Annotated in this window: 11 protein-coding genes; 1 reads left to right on the forward strand and 10 read right to left on the reverse strand. The window is 45.6% G+C overall.

The features are described 5' to 3' along the window. Positions 1–6 precede the first annotated feature (6 nt). The 10 genes from N7U62_RS11540 to N7U62_RS11585 form a co-directional block, all read right to left on the reverse strand. Positions 7–2,643 (reverse strand): DUF4955 domain-containing protein, encoded by a 2,637-nt coding sequence (locus tag N7U62_RS11540; protein WP_264138125.1) that lies wholly within the window; start codon positions 2,641–2,643, stop codon positions 7–9. A gap of 70 nt (positions 2,644–2,713) precedes the next feature. Further along, positions 2,714–5,110, reverse strand: a complete 2,397-nt coding sequence (locus N7U62_RS11545; protein WP_264138126.1) for a glycoside hydrolase family 2 protein — start codon at positions 5,108–5,110, stop codon at positions 2,714–2,716. Between the two features lie 12 nt (positions 5,111–5,122). Continuing rightward, entirely contained in the window at positions 5,123–6,316 is a 1,194-nt protein-coding gene (locus N7U62_RS11550) for a glycoside hydrolase family 88 protein (protein WP_264138127.1), read from the reverse strand. Positions 6,317–6,319: 3 nt separating this feature from the next. Continuing rightward, positions 6,320–7,897 (reverse strand): RagB/SusD family nutrient uptake outer membrane protein, encoded by a 1,578-nt coding sequence (locus tag N7U62_RS11555; protein ID WP_264138128.1) that lies wholly within the window; start codon positions 7,895–7,897, stop codon positions 6,320–6,322. 12 nt (positions 7,898–7,909) lie between these two features. Continuing rightward, the gene (locus N7U62_RS11560; RefSeq protein WP_264138129.1) at positions 7,910–10,921 is read right to left on the reverse strand and encodes a SusC/RagA family TonB-linked outer membrane protein; all 3,012 of its coding nucleotides are present in this window, start codon (positions 10,919–10,921) and stop codon (positions 7,910–7,912) included. Positions 10,922–11,134: 213 nt separating this feature from the next. Next, positions 11,135–15,214 (reverse strand): hybrid sensor histidine kinase/response regulator transcription factor, encoded by a 4,080-nt coding sequence (locus N7U62_RS11565; RefSeq protein WP_264138130.1) that lies wholly within the window; start codon positions 15,212–15,214, stop codon positions 11,135–11,137. Between the two features lie 192 nt (positions 15,215–15,406). Next, complete coding sequence (locus tag N7U62_RS11570; protein ID WP_264138131.1) at positions 15,407–15,886, reverse strand: threonine/serine exporter family protein; 480 nt, start codon at positions 15,884–15,886, stop codon at positions 15,407–15,409. Then, on the reverse strand, positions 15,883–16,662 hold the full coding sequence (locus N7U62_RS11575; protein WP_264138132.1) for a threonine/serine exporter family protein: 780 nt from the start codon (positions 16,660–16,662) through the stop codon (positions 15,883–15,885). Before N7U62_RS11575 ends, N7U62_RS11570 begins: the two co-directional genes overlap by 4 nt. Before the next feature lie 227 nt (positions 16,663–16,889). Further along, positions 16,890–18,074, reverse strand: coding sequence for a mannonate dehydratase (uxuA, locus tag N7U62_RS11580; protein ID WP_264140432.1), 1,185 nt, complete (start codon positions 18,072–18,074; stop codon positions 16,890–16,892). Between the two features lie 22 nt (positions 18,075–18,096). After that, complete coding sequence (locus tag N7U62_RS11585) at positions 18,097–18,933, reverse strand: SDR family oxidoreductase (protein ID WP_264138133.1); 837 nt, start codon at positions 18,931–18,933, stop codon at positions 18,097–18,099. Between the two features lie 320 nt (positions 18,934–19,253). Between N7U62_RS11585 and N7U62_RS11590 the strand changes: the two genes are divergently transcribed. Next, on the forward strand, positions 19,254–20,540 hold the full coding sequence (locus N7U62_RS11590; RefSeq protein WP_264138134.1) for an IPT/TIG domain-containing protein: 1,287 nt from the start codon (positions 19,254–19,256) through the stop codon (positions 20,538–20,540). Positions 20,541–20,557 lie beyond the last annotated feature (17 nt).

The following is a 20,557-nucleotide window of genomic DNA, read 5'->3' on the forward strand; positions in this document are numbered from 1 at the left end:
TCTTGATTAAAATTCTTGTTTGATCAATGGCAAGGTTTGTTGTTGATTCGGAGACAAAAGCTGTAACAGGTATACTCCAGGTGACAAACTCGTTAGATCCATTTCGAATCGTCTGGATGTGGGCTGCCAGCTTTTCCATAGGCGCCCTGAAGAATCGAGAACGCGAACCCCTATTATGTCCTGATCCGCCATGAGTGTGATTCGATCTCTGGCAGGGTTAGGATAGATATGAAATGCGGATTGGGTTTCATCCAATCCAAGCACCTCTTCAGCTATGATGCTGATGTCTATGACTGCTTCATTCTTTGACCCTTTGTCATCAATGGCGATGGCTTTCAATGTATAGTCTCCAGCCGCCAGGGCAAACAACTCTGGGTCCAGATCCTCGCGATCCCCCCAGATGTAGGGCGGGTTAACTTCTTCCCTTAAAAATTCATCATTGAGATAAAGATCCACCCTGGCGATAGAGCCGTCTCCATCCTCAGCCAGGACATCCACATAGACAGGTACACCTTCATCTATACTTAGGGCAGTAGGTTCGGAAAAGCTAACTGTAGGGAGTTCATTCACTATCAACGTTTGTTCCACGTCGGCAGTCAGGCCGTCATTGTCGGTCACCACTGCCTTTAGGAGATAGCTTCCACTTTGCATCGCACTGAGCATATTTTCTCCTTCCCAGACATAAGGTGACGCAGTTAAGGTAGACACCGTCGCACCATCCAGATACAAATCTACTGATGCGATACTGCCATCTTCATCGCTCGCAGATACTTCCACTACGACATCTGTCCCCGCCTCCATCAGCTCGCTCTCCGCGGGCCTCACAAATTCGATTAGGGGTTCCATTCCGACGATGATCTCTATTTCTTCACGGGTCACATTACCGGCATCATCTATCGCTTCCAGTTTCAGCTTGTATTGTCCTGCTTCCATTTGCTGCAAGGGAGTATCCAGATCGCCATTCCAGAGGTAGGGCGCTTCAGTATCTTCTCGAATCAACAGCTCATTGATATACAGACTCACCGCAGTGATACTGCCATCAGGGTCACTGGCCTCTGCTTCTACACTGAGATCCGTACCTATCGCTAGTCGGTCCCCTTGTCCCGGAGAGACAAACTTCAGCTTTGGCAAGGTATTCAAGGCCTCCAGCCTCAATGACAATTGCGCCTCAAACAAAGAAGCCGGCTCCACTTGTTGTCCTTCCAGTTCGTTGAGGCCGGTATCGGTAAGGGTCACATTCTGATCCGCCTGAAAGCCTACGAAAAATGGTTCTGCATAAGTATTGCCATTGCGAGACATGCTCCATAGATCATAGCCAATGTTGCCAGTAGATCGATGTTTGAAATTCCAGAAAGTCAAATGACGCGCATGGTGTGGGTAGCTTTCGTGGGGGCCGCCATTCTTGTTGAACACGCCCCCGTTTACGTTATCCACCAGAGTGGCATAGGGCTGCCCACTGTGACTGTCAAATGACTGATCCACCTGCATTTCATGTCGGAGGTAAACGGTATTCACTCCAGAGTAGCCTGTACCTGGTCCGTGGTGTTGACCCGCCTGATCTATGCAGTCTTTGACCAGTAAACCATAGCTTCTTCGCGTTAAAAATGAAGCGTGCCCTTTTTTACCTGAGAGGGTAATATTCTCTATGGTCACAGCCAGTGAATGCCTGACATCCACCACCTGACTCCAGCTGCGAAATTCGCAATTGCGTATCCAGGCATTGCTCGTATTGTTGAATTGAATGGCATTCCACGCATAGTCATGGATGTCATCCTTGTGATGTACAAAGTCTTCCCCATAGTTTTCCCAATTGGAGCTAAAAAGGATGTCCTCCACTCCTACCTCCTTGATAGTAGGTAAGAGGCGCAGCTGATATTTACTATCTACTTCAGGCAAATCTGTCTGAACAGGATTTTTAAACCTGACACGGTTCCCACTTATGGATTCAATCAGATGCGGTTCATGCACTGTCATACCCCCAGTAGCACCAAACAGGCGCGTCCAGTCGCTGGACAACTCCAGATCTCCAAAATGTGCCCTCGCAAAAGCCTCACTTTTGTGACTGATGTAAACGATCATTCCCGGTTCCAAAGCTGAAGGATCCTCGACCATTACCTCATGACTTCCCCTCAGCGATGAGCCCTCTAGATAGGTGAGCACAGGAGCCGAAATATCGTCAGGTTTAAACAAGAACTGCCAATGGCCATTCTTGACTCGCATTTGGTCCATGTAAATTTCCGTTTGGTCAGTACCGCTTCCCTTGAGCACTATGCTATCTCTGGATACTTGCAGAAAGTGGTTGACGTCATTATCCTCACTGACCACAAAGCGTCCGGCAGGAAAGTAAACAACAGCAGGGCCTTCGTGGGCCTGAGCTGCATCTATGGCTGCCTGAATGGCCGTGTCGTCATGCAACTCATCCGTCCCGTCAGCTCCATAGTCCGTCACATCAAAGTAGGTCCATCCACTGACATCCGGGATTTCCTCTTCAGAAAAATGATAGCCAGCATAGGAATAATCAGGTAGCCTACTGATCTGACCCGCTTCTTGGTCAGCCACATATTCCTCCCATATGGGAGCTACTTGTGCTTTAGAAAAAGTCACAAGTCTCATGGCCATTATGAATAGTAATAATTTTCTCATGCTTCGCTTTTGGTTTGATAAAACTCCTAACCCCATCATCTCTGGGGTTAAGAGATCAAATTGCTTTCGATTATGGGCTAGTGACTCCAAGGTCCACCTCTAGATAAGTCCCCTTGAAATTCTGGTTGTATACTGCCATCACCAGCTTACCTGTTTTCGCATCTGGCTTCACTTCGATGGCCGCTTTTCCATTGGCCATATTGATTACTTCGCTACCAGTCGGAGTGCCCTGATTTTTGATCAGCGTTCCTCCTGCCAGACATTGAAAATAAGCCCGATCCTGATAGTCCAGACATTGCAGTCCATTGGTGTCTATGGCTTTGGCGGTGACCAGATAGTTGCCATTAGGGAGAATAGAAGCAGACAAAACCAGTTCGTCGGGCGAACCCGCTTGCTCAAAGCTATAATTGACCTCCATGCTGTCCTTAGCTACTATTTTCCTTCCATCATATACTATGGCCTCCAGGGTATTCACTCCTTCACGGAAATCAATGTCCCAATTAAGTCCTGAAGCCGGGTATTGGTTGATGTCCTTTTTCTTTTTGCCTTGACTTTGACCATTGAGAATCAGCTCTACCTCTTTGCCATTGCTGAATACACAGAGGTTCTTGCTCTTGCCCTCTGGCCCTGATCGCTCAGTCCAGGTATGAGATTCGATATAGGCGAATGGCTCAGTTCCCCAATAACTCTTGAATACATAAAAGGCATCCTTAGGATTTCCGGCTCTGTCCGCCAAGCCTTTTTCGTTGAGATAAGGGATGTCATTTTCTGGTCTCAGCGGGGTCCCGAAATCCTTGAAAGCCCACTGTGCCGATCCCGCGAATGACTCGTGCGTCTCAGTGATCTTCAGGTACCAATCGAACAGATCCACGATGTAATTTTCGCTCCAATCCCCTTCGTTGGCGATGTTCTTATACTCCACCTGATTGATGGGCTCCTCCCAGTCTCCGGTGCTGATCTCACCATCTCCGGTAATTGGGTTTTCCGTATGTCTGCCATAAAAACTCGACCCCCCATACTCCATGTGCAAGAAATGGTCGTATTTCTTCAGGGATTTTTCCAAAGCGTTTTGATAGCCCTTGTAGGTACCGCTGTACCAGCCCGACCAGATCGAAGGACTGAACACATCGACGATATCAGCCCCAGCATAATACTTACGAATGGAGGTCATTCGACTGGGATCCAGCTGATGAGCCAGATCATTTAGTTCAGAGAGAAAGGCATTGATAGCCGCCTCATCATCGCCCCCTTCAAAATCCGGCAACCAGTAGATCTCATTGCCCAATGACCAAAACACAATGCTCGGATGGTTGTAGTTCTGTTGGATCATTTCTGTCAGTAGGTTTCGGGTGTTGTCTTTCCACACCTCGTCTCCTACACCCCCACGGCACCATGGCAGCTCATCCCACACCAAAATCCCTAACTCATCACAAGCCTTATACACTTCAGGATCTTGCGGATAGTGACCCAGGCGAACGAAATTGGCTCCCATCTCTTTGATCATGGCCATGTCCTTGCGGTGCATCTCGTTGCTCATCGCAGCTCCGACTCCAGCGGATTCCTCATGCCTGTGCGTACCACGCAGCAGCAAGCGCTCTCCATTTAGATAGAAAGGACCATTCTGCTTGAACTCGAACCAGCGGTAGCCCACTCTATCCTGTGCCTGATCTATGACCTTCCCATTTTGCAACAACTCCACCTTGACTGTATACAGCTGCGGCCGATCCACATGCCAGAGCTTAGGTTTACTCAGTTCGAACGAAAGGCGCTGATTGACCGCTGATTGTTGCTTTTCGAACACCAGTTTAGCCAATGGGTCATATACCCTGACACGCATCGTAGCATCCTGCACCTTACCATCTGCTTGCACCTCTATCTCAGTTTTAGCAGATTGCTTTGATACCACGGGAGTAGAAATTTTCAATCCCCTGATACGTGAAGTGGCAGTTTGTACCAACCAAACGTCACGATTAATTCCACCATAAATAAAGAAGTCAGACTTTTGAGATGGGATGATCTGACGGTCATATCCATTGTCTACTCTTACCGCAATCTGATTGTCCCCTTCGGTTAAATAGTCCGTCAGTTCTACTTCGAAAGACAGGTAGCCTCCAATGTGTCCTCCTGCCTTCTTTCCGTTGACATAGACCTCGGTCACGATATTGGAGGACTCAAAATTTAGAAAGTAGCGAGAATCAGCTAATTTCTCGATTTTAAAGCTTTTGCGATACCAGCTGGCATCTCTTCGATAGCCGGGTATCTGATCCATGACATCCTCGGCATTCCAGGTATGGGGTAGCACTACATCTTCCCATCCGTTGGCCTCATTGGCTTCCCTGACTGTGGGTGCTGCCTGTTCCAGATATTCCCATCCAGAATTGAAATTCGTTTTTTGTCTATCCTTTCCATGCACCCCGACAGCTGCTATTAAGCCCAGAGCCACGGCCATTATTCTGGCTACTTTCATTATTCCTTTTCTTTATTCGTATTGGTTCGTTTTTGCTCTGTACATCGCCTCCAGGAAGTAATAATCACCGTAGGCAATAGGCACATCTATTTCATCATCTTTGGGGTAGTTGCCCGTGCTGTGTCCCAATACAAATGGAACCACTAAACCAGAGGGCAATACATAGGCATCAGATTTCAACACCTCAATCAATGAATTGGCATAATCCGAATAAGACTGCTCGTTGGTTTGAGCCGCTAGTTCCAGCAATGCAGAGGCCACTACTGCAGAAGCAGAAGCATCTTTTGGAGCATCGGGGATATTCGGGTCGCTCATGTCCCAGTATAGGATATTATCATCCGTTTGATTGGATAGCTCTATGACAAAATCAGCGATTTTTTTGGCGTGATTCAGAAACTTTTCATCGCCAGTGTAGCGGTAAACCATGGTATAACCATACAATCCCCAGCCTTGCCCCCTGGACCATAGCGACTCTACATTCAACCCTTGATGGGTCAATTTGTTTTGCACTTCGCCCGTTTCTGGGTTGTAATCCACGACATGGTAGCTGCTGTGATCCGGCCGATAATGATTGACCATCGTTTTTTCTGCATGAGAAACTGCCGCTTGATAAAAACTGCTGTCTCCTGATAGCTGTGTTGCTTCGAAGAGCAACTCCAGATTCATCATGTTGTCGATGATGACTGGGAAGTCCCATTTTTCTTTACCGAATTCCCAGGACTTGATGCACCCCACTGTAGGGCTATAGCGCGTCATTAGGGTTTTGGCACTTTGAATGATCACTTCCTTATATGACTCCTCTTTTGTGATTTCATAGGCATTGCCAAAACTGCAATAGACTTTGAAGCCCATGTCATGGGTATAGTCATTCCATTTCTCTTTCTCCATATAAGGCAACCACTCCAGGGCACGATCCAGATATTTTTGATCGCCCGTGAGCTGATAGATATACATCAGACTACCCGGAAAAAAGCCACTCGTCCAGTCTTTAGAAGGTACGCCTCTCACCGATTTGTCCTCCTCTAAACACCTTGGAAAACCAACAGAATCCACTTCATATTGGAGTAGATAATCAAACCGACCCGTCAGGGTCGATTTGATGTCCGTGTGTTGCTGCTCCTTTTTACTTTCTTCACTGCTGCTTTTCTCCTCACATGAGAAAAAGAAAAACAGGCATCCTATCACTAAAAGATTCAGTCTGCTCATTTCTTAGTATCCGTCGTTTTGGAAAAGATTTTCATTTCGATCTACATCCGCCTGGTATTTCGGGAAATAGTAGTCTCTGGCAGGATCGAAGTTTTGTTGTTCCAGTCCAGAAGCACCAAATGCCTGTACACCCAGATTTCTTCTTTTGATATCAAACCATCTTACTCCTTCGAATGCCAACTCCAACCTACGATCGTCCAACACCAAATCGCGGAACGCATCTTGACCCAAACCACTGTTGACATTGGCAGGAACGGTGCGATCGTTACTGGCATCTCCATCGAGCTCTCTTCTGGCTCTGGACCTCACTTGATTCACATATCCTTCTGCCTCAGCATTCGGTCCTCCATTGATTTCGTTCAATGCTTCTGCTGCAGTCAACAGTACTTCAGCATACCTCATGACAGGAAAATCCAATTCTGAATCACGACCATTGCTACCTGCTGGCAGACCCGATTCGCCCACTGCTCTAAAGTATTTGGCAATGTGAGGTCTAGGGACATTTCGAGCAATGGCGCCCCAATCCGTATATGGAGTCTCTACCCCCTCGTAAACGAGAAGAGTGTCAAAGCTCACGGCATGTCTGTAATCCTGGTTTGACCAGGTGTTGAATACTTCAATCGTCGGAACGGCTACACTCCAGCCCTCGCCTAGTTCGAATCGCTCGTCTCCTCTTGGGCCAGTCACAGAGGCCAAATAATCAATCGCAGCATTGGTTCCCCCTAAACTACCCGGATTACCAGAGGCATCTCCCCCGATGAAACTCACTTCAAACAATACCTCATCAGAACTCTCTACAGCCGCCGGATTGAACAATTCGGAATAGTCTGTTTCCAAGCCATACTGGAAAGCTCCGCTGTTGTCAATGACATATTTGGCTTCATCGTATGCATTTTGCCAGTTGCCCAAAGTCAGATGAACAGAAGCTAAAAACCCTGCGGCTGTTCCCTTTCCAGGTCTGGATCTCACCATCGGCACATCCGGCAACCACTGCTTGGCATATTCCAAATCTTCGATGATTCCGGTATACACTTCAGCTTCGCTGGTCTGTGGCAGACTGTACGCCAGATCAGGATCAGAGAAAGCAAAATCTATATAAGGAATCTCTCCAAAAAGTCTCACAAAATTGTAGTGTACGAAAGCTCTCAAGAATCTCGCTTCTGCGACGATAGGATTGATATCGTCCTCGTCCGCTTCCACATTTTTAGCTCCCTCGATGGCATAGTTTACAGCTGCCAGTATTTCGTAACCTTTGGGCCAGAAAGCAGACACCATCCCATTGTTTGAGCTCATGCTCATTTGATCCACTTCTATCCTTCTGGACGAAGTAGTTTGATCACCAATAGATACCATATCGCCTCTTAACATGAGGGACATGGACAGCTTCCTACCCCAGAAACCTTCGTGTCCGACCAGGGAGTAACCACCATTGACTCCATTGGCTACATCTGCAGGGGTTCTGTAGATCGCCTCTGGAGACAAAATCCCTACAGGTTCTTCTTCTAAACTTCCGCATGAATTTGCTCCGAGTGTCATCACCAAAGCCAAACATGCCCAAATTGTATATTTAAATTTTTTCATGATTCTCCTCTTTTATAGTCCCAGATTGATTCCAAAAGTGTAGGCACGTACATTCGGATAACTGGCATAGTCCAATCCGATGTTTCTATTTCCATCTCCTCCACTTCCAGAGTTTTGATATCCCACCTCAGGATCCAGTCCTGGATAGTCTGTCATTGTCAGCAAGTTTTGACCACTGACATAGACTCTAAGCGAGCGGATGAATACTTTCTCCAACATTGATCTAGGGAATGTGTAACCTAATGTCACATTTTTCAGCCTCACGTAGCTAGCATCATAGATATACTTAGAAGACACCCTGTAAGGTCTGGCAGAAGAAGCCTTAGGCACATCAGTGTTAGGATCTGACGGTGTCCATCTGTCTAGTGCATAAGTCGAAGCATTACTCTTGCCAGACATGGTTTGCAACTCCATCGCAGTGAAATTGAGCATGTCATTGCCATGCACACCCTGGATGAAAAGGCTCAGATCAAAGTTCTTATACCCAAATGTGTTATTCAGAGACCAGATGAAATCTGGATGTGGATTTCCGATCAGCTTTCTATCATCTGCTGTCAATTGGCCATCAGGCACACCATCAGGACCAGAAATATCTGCATACTTCTCGCCTCCAGCTTCCTGCTCAAAGTTCGACCCTGGTATAAAGGTGTCTCCAGTTTGGTAAATCCCTTCATAAACATATCCATAAAAGACACCCACGGGCTGACCTTCCAGGAGTAATTGGGAGGTTCCGTCTAGAAGAAAATGTCCTGGCGACTCACCATAGAATTCAACAGAATCAGGCAACTCCAGCACCTCGTTTTTATTGGAAGAAATGATGAAATCGGTATCCCAGGTTAATTCTCCCACCAGATTTTTGGTGCTTACCATAAACTCAAAACCTTTGTTGCTTACACGACCTATGTTTTGTAGCTGGGTCTGAACCCCCACGTATGATGGCAATTGTCTCTGAAACAAAAGATCTCTGGTTTCCTTTTCATAATAGTCCATTACGAAATTGACTCTGCCATCAAGTATCCCAATGTCCAAACCTATATCCATCTGAGAGGTCGTCTCCCATGTCAAATCTGAATTGGCCAACCCACCAACTTTCAAAGCATTTTGTCCAGCTATGATGGAATAGGTCGGCTCCAATGTGGCCAATGATTGATAAGGTCCAATCGCCTGGTTACCCGTCAAACCATAACTGGCTCTCAATTTGAACTGAGTCATGAAATTCACGTCATCCATGAAGCTCTCACTTTTGATATCCCACGCTACAGCACCTGAAGGAAAGAAGGCCCACTTGTTGTTCTTCGCAAAGTTGGAAGCCCCATCGTATCGACCCGTAAAGGTCACGATGTATCGATTTTGCAAAGAGTAGTTCACTCTTGAATAAAATGACTTGATTACTGATTCGGTAAGACCTGAAGTCGGAAAGTTAGGAGCTGATCCCTGATCCAAAGCCCAAAAACGTCCCCCATCTGAGATAAAACCCTGACTGGAAGATTCCCATGCTTCGGATACATTCTTTTGGTAAGAATACCCTGACACCCAGGTCAAGTGATGCGCACCAAATTCTTTGTCAATCGTGAAATAGTTTTCACTAACCGTAGAGCTCTGTTTTCTGGCTTCTATGCCAGCCAATCCTCCGGTGTTGCGACCTCTGATGAGGGTCTGTGGCCAATATTCACCATCTCGCCAATTGGTAGACCCAAGACCTAATGTCGTTTTGAAACTCAACCATTCAGTCAATTTAAAATCCATGTAGGCATTGCTTTGAAAACGGTCGGTTACTCTCTCACGATCGTATTCAGTAGCCATGGCTACAGGGTTGTCGATTTCATCTCCTACTCTGGAAGTCGAATAATTACCATTGGCATCATAAATGCCTAAATCTGGATTGAAACGCAAAGCCGCACTAGTCACCCCAGCCTGACCAGATCCACCAGAGCTTTCTTGTGTTCTTACTCCTATGTTTTCACTTTTTCTCCCATATACACTCATTCCTATTTTCAAGAAATCTGTGGCATTGACATTCACATTAGCATTCAGAGAATATCTTTTGTAATCCGAACCAATCACCACTCCCTGCTGATCGAAATAGGTCCCAGACAGGTAATAAGTCACATTATCAGAGCCACCGCTCACAGAAAGCTGATTGTTAGAGATGACGCCCGTTCTGTATATTTCTTCCTGCCAATTGGTGTTACCTCCTAAATTGGTGTAGGCACCAAACTCGCTCATATAATCGGTAAACTCATCTGCATCCAATAGATCCAATTGCTTGGTAGGAGACTGTGTCGTGTAAGAAGAGTTGATGTCAATTTTAATTTGACCTGCTTTTCCTTTTTTGGTCGTCACCATGATTACACCATTCGCCCCGCGCGAACCGTAGATCGCTGTTGCCGAAGCATCTTTTAGTACCTCTACCGAAGCTATATCCTCTGGAGGTGGCATCTCTGCTCCTACAAATCCATCCACTACTACGATCGGATCGCTACTGGCATTGATCGACGTACCACCTCTGATCTTTACGTTGAAATTAGCGCCTGGCTGTCCCCCATTGTTCGAGCTGATTTGCACACCTGCTGCACGACCTTGTAGTGTCTGTGTGGCAGACAAGGCCGGAAAGGCAGCAATATCATCCGCCTTAACAGAGGATACCGAACCTGAAAGGTCGCTTTTCTTGACCGTACCATATCCTACTACGACTACTTCGTCCAAAGCGACAAGGTCTTCTTCCAGGATAATGTTAAAATCCGTCTGGTTCTTTACAGGAACTTTCACGGATTTGAATCCCACGAAGGAAATCACCAGTACATCTTCCGGAGAAGCGTTGAGACTAAACTCTCCGTTAAAATCTGTAACCGTACCAGTATTGGATCCTTCGATCAACACAGCTACTCCCGGTAGTGGAGATCCATCCTCAAAGGAGGTGACCACTCCACTCACCGCCTTACCATCCTGGGCCAGTACCGGCAGGTAGACCAGCCAGCACAAAGCCAGCAGCATGCTTAGCTTCTTTAATAATTGTTCTTTCATAAGTTTGCTTTTTGATTAAATGAAATAAATAAGCACGAGGGACATCAGGACGATAAACGCCCCCAGTAACCACTCTTGCCAATGCTTTTTTAGATTCATGCTTCTAAAGTTTTCATTGACAATCTTAGCTTTATTTCATGTTCAAATCGTTCAGACTTAGGTGTAGTATCGTACAAAAAAGCCCCTCCATTCTATAAAAATGGCCATTTAGACTTAACCCTGAGGTTCCAGTTTGAATTTCTGCGCGTATTGGGTTGGTGTGCAGCCATGGAACTTTTGAAAATTCTTGCTGAAATACTTCGCATTCTTGTATCCCACCTTAAAACTCACCTGGCTCACATTAATTTTCGCCTGCTCCAATAGGTTGGCGGCTCGTTTCATCCGCATCGAGTGAATGAATTCATTGGGAGTCATGTTGGTCCAGGCTTTGACCTTGGTAAAAAGCATGGTCCGGCTCACTCCCAACTCAGAGCAAAACAGAGACACATCAAAAAACTGATTATCGATATTCTGATCTACGATCTCGATGGCCTTCTGCATCAGATCTTCATCAATAGACGACAAGGTGACTTCACTAGGAGCTACAATCTCGTTGGACTTAAACTTGTCACGCAGGTTGTCCACGAAACGAATCATATTCCTGACCTTCAATTGCAATTCTTTGATATTAAACGGCTTGTTGATGTATTCGTCAGCACCAGACTCCAGGCCTTCGTATTTGAATATCAATGAAGTTCGAGCTGTGAGCAGAATGAAGGGCGTATGACTGGTTTTGAGATTGGATTTGATCTGAGAACAAAACTCAATCCCATCCATCTCCGGCATCATCACATCACTGATGATCAGATCAGGCATTTTATCAATGGCCACTTCTAGTCCCTGTCTTCCATTTTCAGCTTCTAATATCTGATATTCATTCATCAAGGAAGCAATAATCAACTGCCTCACATCTGGATTATCCTCTACTACCAACACGACCTTAGCCCCATCCAATTCTGGTCTGATGAGATGCTTTTCCTTTTTGCTATGGCTGGATAGGAAAAGTTCCTGCTCGTAATTTTCCAATGCCTCGCTATCTGAAAAATCACTTATGATTTCTTCTTCCTTGAGATGTGCTTTGCCCAAAGGAAGTGTCACCGTGAATCGACTGCCTTCCCCTTTCTCACTCTCCACTTTAATCTGACCATGATGGAGATCAACAATACTCTTGGTCAGTGCCAATCCGATTCCAGTTCCTTTTTGCGTTTCATTTGGCATGTCTTCCCCAGAGATTTGATAAAAGCGATCAAAAATCAAAGTCTGTTGGTCATTCGATATTCCCACACCTGAATCCTTGACATGGATCACTGCCTCTCCTCCTTCCTGCTTCACTTCCACTAATATTTCACCTCCGGGAGTCGTATATTTAAATGCATTGGACAGCAAGTTGTAAAGTACACGCTCCAACTTATCTCTGTCAAAATATACCTGAAGCCCCTCCATCTCTGATCTAAAATCATAGTGGTACCCCTCATTTTTCGCAAAAGGCTTGAACGATAGGTATACCTCGCGAACAAATTTGACCAGGTTCCCTTCAGCCGCCTCTAGCTTCGCCTGATTGTTCTCGATCTTCCTAAAATCCATGAGCTGATTGATCAGTTTCAGCAACTGGCCAGCATGCTGGTGCATGGTCTTCATCTGTTTATAGATGGCGCTGCTGCCTTTGAAATCCATCATGATTTTCTCCAGAGGACCCAGAATCAATGTCAGAGGAGTGCGAAACTCATGTGAGATATTCGTAAAAAACTGCAGCTTGCTTTGAATTAAATCCTGCTCTTTTTTGTGCAGCTGCTGCTCCAGGTTCAGTTCGTATTTGAGCTGCTCTCGAGATCGAGTCACCCGCAAGAAAATAAAGAGAGCCAAGCCGATCGAAGAACCATAAATCGCAAATGCCCAGCCCGATCGCCAAGGGGCAGGACTCACCTTTATTGTCATTTCTGTCAGATTCTCAGACCATTTCCCATCACTATTGGCTCCTCTGATCTGAAAAACATAGCTGCCTGGATTCTGAATCGTATAGCTCGCCACATTAGCTGAAGTGCTCCGCCAATCCTCCTCCAGTCCTTTCATTCGGTAGCTAAAACTATTTTTTGCTGAATTCACGAAACTCGGTAAGGAATAACTGATGCTAAAATTCGCTTGATCATAATTCAGTTCTATTTGCTCCGTAGTGGCTAATGATTGCTCTAATATTTCTGTAGAATCATTGGGTAAAACCAGATCGCTATTGACCGTAAGTTCATTTAAGATCACCTGTGTGGTATAAGGATTCTCCTTGAGTTGGGTTGGGTTGAACCAGGTCACGCCCGATGGTGAACCAAAATAAAGCTGGCCTGATTCAGTTCGACAAGAAGCTTTGTTATTGTATTCGTTAGAAACCAATCCATCGGATTTGGTAAAAAGCTTCAACTCCTCGCTTTCTGGTTGGTATCTGGCAATCCCATTGTTAGAACTGACCCATAGATATCCTTGATCGTCTTCCTCTATCGAATGAATGATTTGGCTGGCTCCCTTGATCTCTTTGAAAATATTTTTAAAGACAAACTTTCCTTGTTCTAGTCTGTAAAGCCCTTGTTCCTTAGTGGCCGTCCATATATCCCCACCACCTGTCTGATAGATAAACAGCACATCCTGACCATTGCCAGATTGTGGATCGTAAAAGTATTTTTTGCAATTAGAAAAAGAAAAAGCCGTATCAAATGTAACGCAATTGAGTCCATTTTGAGTACCCACCCAAAGTTGGCCTTCCTGATCTACCCACAAGGATCTGACCTGATCATCAGACAAACCTTTTGGGTCCGAATGATTGGCATGATAGATTCTGATGCTTTGGTCCTTAGGGTTGTAAAAATTAATCCCCCCTCCAAAAGTTCCAATGCACCACTGACCATTAGGGAGTAACCTTACGTCATAGACACTATTGTGACTCAATCCCGTGCTTTCATTCAAACGTATCCCCATCTCATCTTTTTCGATATCATAGATAGCCATTCCTGCATCATAGGTACATACCCAAATTTGTTTCCCTACCTCCTTCCATGCCATGAACTTGATGTTGTCACTGGGGACTTTACCAGAGGCAGCACTTTTGATTATCATTCGCTCCTTTTTAGGGTCCGATATGCAAAGTCCTCCTCCTTCCGTTCCATAATAAAAGACGCCCTCGTGCTGCAAGATAGAACTGACCACATTGCTACTCAGTCCTCCTCCTTCGGACCTTTGGTTGATGGTATTGAAATTAAAATTGACATCATGCCACATATTGAGCCCCCCATAATAGGTACCCACCCAGATCGATCCGTCCTTGCTGGCAAAGATTTTTTTAACCTTGTTTTCTGAAATAGAATTGGGATTCAAAGGATCTGCCAGAGCAGTTTGAACCTGTCCATCGTAGATTCTGTTAAGACCATTATAGGTTCCTATCCATAAAGCCCCATCCTCCGAGCTTTCAATCGTTCGGACATTGTTATTTACCAATGCGGGGGATGAATGTTCATGTAGATGCTGGCTGACTTGAAGGTTTTCGTTTAATTGTATCAAACCAGCCTCCCGGGTACCTACCCATAATCGTCCCTCAGCATCTTGTTTGACCACCTGCACGCCTGCTTCGAGTACTTTTATATCCACACGCTGAAAAGTGATTTTTTCTGTATCCAGTTGATCACTATAAAACAATCCCAAGTCTGAAGCCACCCAGAGTCGGCTTTGCTTGTACAGGTAAACGTCAGATATGAATTCAATATCCTTTAGCTTCGTCAAAGGATGCAGTTTCAACTTTTGAGTTGTTGTATGAAAAGAATAAAGACCCTCCTGCGTACCCAACCATAGCGTCTGATCATCGGCCATCTCGATACTACGAATGATCGTACTACTCAGCGCTTCATCCTGATCGGTAAACCATCTGATGAAATTTTGATTGCCTTGATCATAGTAGTTGAGACCATTGTAAGTCCCTACCCAAAGGTTCCCCTTCGCGTCAATCTCTATATCTAAAATATCATTATTGGAAAGTGTGACGCTGTCTGAAGGATCATGACGAAAAACCTGAAAATCCCTACCATCGTATCGATTGAGACCATCGCGGGTCCCCAACCAAAGCATCCCAAATGGATCCTGATTGATGGCAATAACAGCGCTCTGTGAAAGCCCCTCCTGTGAATGAAATTGTTTGAATGCCAATTCCTCCCTTTGAGCCCACAGTATAATAGGTACACAAAATACTCCGAGCAGTACCCCTGTCAATCTTTTTCTCACGCCGCAAATAGTCATTTAGTCAATGTTGTGGATTATTCATGCCATGGCAATTGAAAACCCAGCATAAAGTTCTTCATTTCATGAGAAACAATCGTACAATTTTGGGTATAATATAGTACTTACAGAAAGCCACTCATTGGTTTTAAACCAATTGAAACAGTATATCGTGTGCATGAACAGGCCTTTCGAAAATCACTTAATGATCCTCTTCTTTATCGAGTCCTTCCTCGTGATCAGCAAGGGGATAGCCACGCCCAAGGCAAGAGAAAAAAGAATGAAAGTGGCTTTCAATCCATTGTCGATGGTCTCTACCAAAACCAAATCATATTGCTCATTTTTCATTCCGGAAAGCTGGATAACGCCTAACATCATCCGATAGGCAAATACGCCCGGTACCATAGGGATAACTGACGGAATGGCAAAAACCATAGGTGGTGCATGTTTGTTGTGGGCTGCCAGAATACTGACATAGCCTACCAATATAGCCCCTCCCAAACTAGCGAATATCACATTGGCCTCCAATTCCAGGAGTAGTGCTTTCATTAAGCCACCTATTGCACCGATCAGAAAAATCAATCGAAGCGTTCTTACTGGCACGTTGAACAAAACCGCGAACCCCATGGCCGCAAAACCAAACCAAATGCCCTTTTCTAATAAATGTATCCAATTCATATCAAGTACAATTCACAGATTTTGGTGGCCAACATGAAACCCAGTGCAATGGAAAAGGCGATGAGCAAACCGTTCACGCTTCTCACAATCCCCGTCATGGTTTCGCCATGGATCAGGTCTGAAAAGGAATTGATCAACGGGACTCCCGGGATCAAATAGAGCACAGCGGAAAATAAGGCTTGCTCGTGTATCACATCAAAATAAACCACAGGAAATCCCGCGATGAGTGAGGAAGTAAAAGCGGCAAAGAAAATACATAGATAAGGATTGAAACTCCTTTTGGTGACCTCCTGCCTAACTACCAGACCTATAAAAGTCGCCGAAAAAGTCACGACCATATCCAGCCACTCACCACCAAACAATCGACAAAAAGAGGCTCCAGCCAGCCCCACCATCAGAAGGATCACGATGCGTGGATAATGTGTCAGAGATAGCAAACCATCAAGCTCCTTTTTCAGCTGAGCGATTGACCAATGCTCCTGTACCAACCTCCAGCTCATTCGACTGATCCCAGAGACAATTTTAAAATTCACCCCCACAGGTTCGGTTCTTTTGATCGCACTGTAAAAGTGCTGCTTCTGAGCATCACTGATATTGAGCATCAAGGCACGATGGGTAATTAATAAATCTATATGACATTGAAATTCTCCAGCGATGCGATGCAAGGTTTTGCGTATGCGCTGGCTATTGGCCCCACTGCTCATAAGCAATGCACCGATCTGAAGTAGCGTCTGGGCCAACTCTTTTAATTCCTGTCCATTTTCCTTTTCAGCCATAGCGTCCTCGTTAGATGCAAATCCAAATGAGAGCACAAATTATTCAATTTAGAGAGTTAATCACAAGAACGAAATTCATTCCTTGCCTATTATTTTCTAACTGTGAACTCACCCTATTCAAAAGCACAACTTAGAGCTTTGACAAAAAAATCCCCACCAGTATGGCTACCGATGGGGAGTTCTATTAGCATGAAAACCGGAAATCATCTCTCCAATTTAATCTTAAATCAACCCTTGCTGCGTCTGATACCCAGCTCCAAACCTCTCAGCTCAGCCAGGCCTCTCAAGCGACCAATGGCAGAATAGCCCGGATTGGTCTTTTTGCTGAGATCATCCAGCATCTTATGACCATGATCCGGACGAAAAGGCATGCGCAAATCCTTTCTACGAGCTGCCTGGCGTTTTTCCTGCTCCTCTACCAAAGCCTTCATCACCCCATACATATCTACATCTCCATCCAGGTGATCGGCTTCATGGAAGTTGCCCTCTGCGTCTCTCTTCGTCGCTCGCAGATGAATGAAGTGAATCCGATGACCCAATCGCTGAACCATGCCTACCAGATCATTGTCTGCTCGTACGCCAAACGATCCTGTGCAATAGGTCAAGCCATTGTTCGGGCTGTCCACTGCTGCATATAGCTCTTCGACATCCTGTTCGGTGCTCACTACCCTCGGGAGTCCCAAAATTGGGAATGGAGGGTCATCAGGATGGATACATAGCAGCACACCTGCTTCTTCTGCAGCGGGTACTATCGCTGCGAGGAAAGCATAGAGATTGTCTTTGAGTTTTCGTGCGTCGATCTCATCATAGGCGGATAGCACTTGCTGAAATTGCTCTAGGGTATAGCCTTCCTCGGCTCCTGGTAGGCCAGCTATGATGTTAGACACCAACTCTTCCTTTTGCTCCTCTGTCATCCCGTCAAAATAGGCCTGGGCCTTTTCGATTTGGCTCTCGCTATAACTCTCGGCAGCACCCGGTCTTTTCAACAGGTAAAGTTCAAAGGCAGCAAAGGCCGTAGCATCAAAGCGCAGGGCAGTAGAACCGTCTCCATAGTCATAGGCCAAGTCCGTTCGCGTCCAGTCCAGCACAGGCATAAAATTGTAGCAAACCGTATCTATCCCGCACTGTCCTAAGTTGCGAATCGACTGCTGGTAGTTCTGAATGTATTGCTGATAATTACCTGTTCGCTTCTTGATGTCTTCGTGCACAGGCACACTCTCCACCACGCTCCAGCTCAACCCTGCAGCCTCGATCTCCGCTTTGCGTTTTTCGATCTCTTCTATGGTCCATACTTCACCATTCGGTACGTGATGCAGGGCAGACACTACTCCAGTTGCCCCAGCCATTCTAATATCGGCCAATGACACCCCATCATTCGGCCCATACCATCTCCATGTTTGTTCTAGCTTAATTTCTTTCATATCATTCATCGATTTAAACTCCACTAAATGCACTAAATCCACCATCAATCGGCACAGTCACTCCAGTCACAAATGCGGACCCTTCGCCGCACAACCATTCCAGCGTGCCTAGCAAGTCCTCCGGTGTCCCAAATCGAGACATAGGGGTGTGATCGATAATGGTATTGCCTCTGGCTGTCAAGTCTCCATTTTCTTCGGTCAACAGGCGTCTGTTTTGCTCGGTGAGGAAAAAACCTGGCGCCATGGCATTGACTCGGATGCCTACTTTAGAGAAGTGCACAGCCAGCCATTGCGTAAAGTTTGAGATCGCTGCTTTGGCTCCACTGTAGGCAGGTATTTTCGTCAATGGCGTAAAGGCATTCATAGACGATATGTTAATAATATTACCTGACTGGCTTTTGGCCATGTCTCTGGCGAAAACCTGGCAGGGTAGCAAAGTACCTATGAAGTTGAGGTCAAATACAAACTTGATTCCTTCTGGATCCAAATCGAAAAAGGTGATCAAATCCTCATCCTTCTCCAGATCTTCTGCCTCAAAATAGGGCTTGGAAGTGGTGCCTTTCGGGTGATTCCCACCTGCACCATTGATCAGGATGTCGCAGGGACCAAAGTTCTTATGTAGCTCCGCCTGCGCTTTGAGCAAACTGGCTTTGTCCAGTACATTGGCTTCCAGGCCTATCGCCTGACCTCCATTTTTGTTGATCTCCAGAGCCACCTTCTCTGCGTTCTCTCTTTTCAAATCCAAAATGGCCACCTTCGCGCCCAATTCGGCAGTCTTCTCTGCCATCGTGCTGCATAGCACTCCACCACCCCCTGTGATGACGACTACTTTGTTTTCTAATAATTTCATGTGTGTGTTGCTTTATGTGTACGTTACCGCATCTTACCTTAAAAAAACACGCGAAAAGCGTGTGGCATTGCGTGTACGTTAACATTATTTCGACAAATGTACCTATTAACCGTAGAAATCAAAATCCATAACTGCGTTTCTAAATATTTCATCCTACCAAAACAGATCTCTCCTTTGTCCTAATTTTCTTGAAGCAAGAAAGACAAAAAACACCTTAAAATAACAGGGATAAAGTTTTTTGTACAATCCTACCCCCATTTCTGAATTTTCAGAATCCCTATGCTCCTTAACTATGAGGCAGAAACAAAAAGTAAATTACTATGTACAAAAACTTATCTAATAAAATCAAGAAAAGTAGTCTTTGGCTACTCGCTAGCATGATCATGGTTTCGGCCATTAGCTCCTGTAGCGATGACGAGTCTAACGAACCCCGCATCCCTACTATTACTTCACTAAGCGCTACCAGCGGTGAGCCAGGAGAAGATGTAACCATCACGGGAACGGATTTAGGCGAGGCACTTTCTGTCACCTTCGGAGCAGGTACTGCTACGGTAGTTTCTAATACTGAGACTGAAATCGTAGCAACCATTCCTGAAGATGGCACTACAGGTAAAGTGACTGTCAGAACAGAAGGGGGAGTTGCAGAAAGTGCTCAGGAATTCACCGTGATCATCGTGGGTGCAGTGATCGTAGAGGGTATCAGCCCTATGTCTGCACAAGTAGGTGAAGAAGTGACTATCACTGGCGTGGATTTCGCTACCGTTTCTTCTGTACACATAGGCGATGTAGCAGCCAGCATCGTCAGCAATGACGAAACATCTGCTGTCATAACCGTGCCTGAAGGCGCTGCACTGGGCCTTAGCAGCCTCACTATTGTCAATGACGGTGGCTCAACGACGACTTCTAGTGAAACCAATGCCTTTTATGTCATCAAAATGTTGGCTCCCGAATACAGAATGACTTTTGACAATGACGATGTAGAACTATCATACTCTGGAAGTCCTGATACAGAAGAGTCTACTGTATATGGCAGAAGCGATGATGTGAGTAACGTAGCTGATGTAGCGACTGCATTGCCTGCTGCAATAGATGGTACTTTCTTCCACATGGAAGGCTACAGCAGCACAGATTTTTCAGGTAGTTATGTATGCTATGTTGGGACACCTACACAGGAGGTAGGGACCTATGCCGACTTCTTCGGTGATGCCCTGGCGCAGGATATTTATTTCAACATCCAATTGCATGTGGGAGACTTACCTGAAGGATACACAGGTGCTGAGGATGATGGTCAGATGGTAGCTGGATTGAGATTCCGATTTGCAGATGACTACTACGAATACAATCCGACCTTACAAGATTTGAGTGACATGGGTTTTGAAGCGAACGAGGATGGTTGGATCAGCATCTCTGTTCCTGCTACGCTATTCGAGGATCGTGCTGCTTTGGGTGAGTTCAGTTTTGCAGACATGAATCGTATAGGCGTTTCCGTCAGGAGAGCTTATGGTGGCGGAACTACCCTCCCATTGTCTGACGATCCTGATGCCATTTTCTACTCTATGAGTTTTGACAATGTCAGCGTTTCGATTGGTGGGCCTGTGAGTTTCTAAAACTCTAAAACACAATA

This window comes from Reichenbachiella ulvae (genome assembly GCF_025833875.1).
In the GTDB taxonomy this organism is placed as follows: domain Bacteria; phylum Bacteroidota; class Bacteroidia; order Cytophagales; family Cyclobacteriaceae; genus Reichenbachiella; species Reichenbachiella ulvae.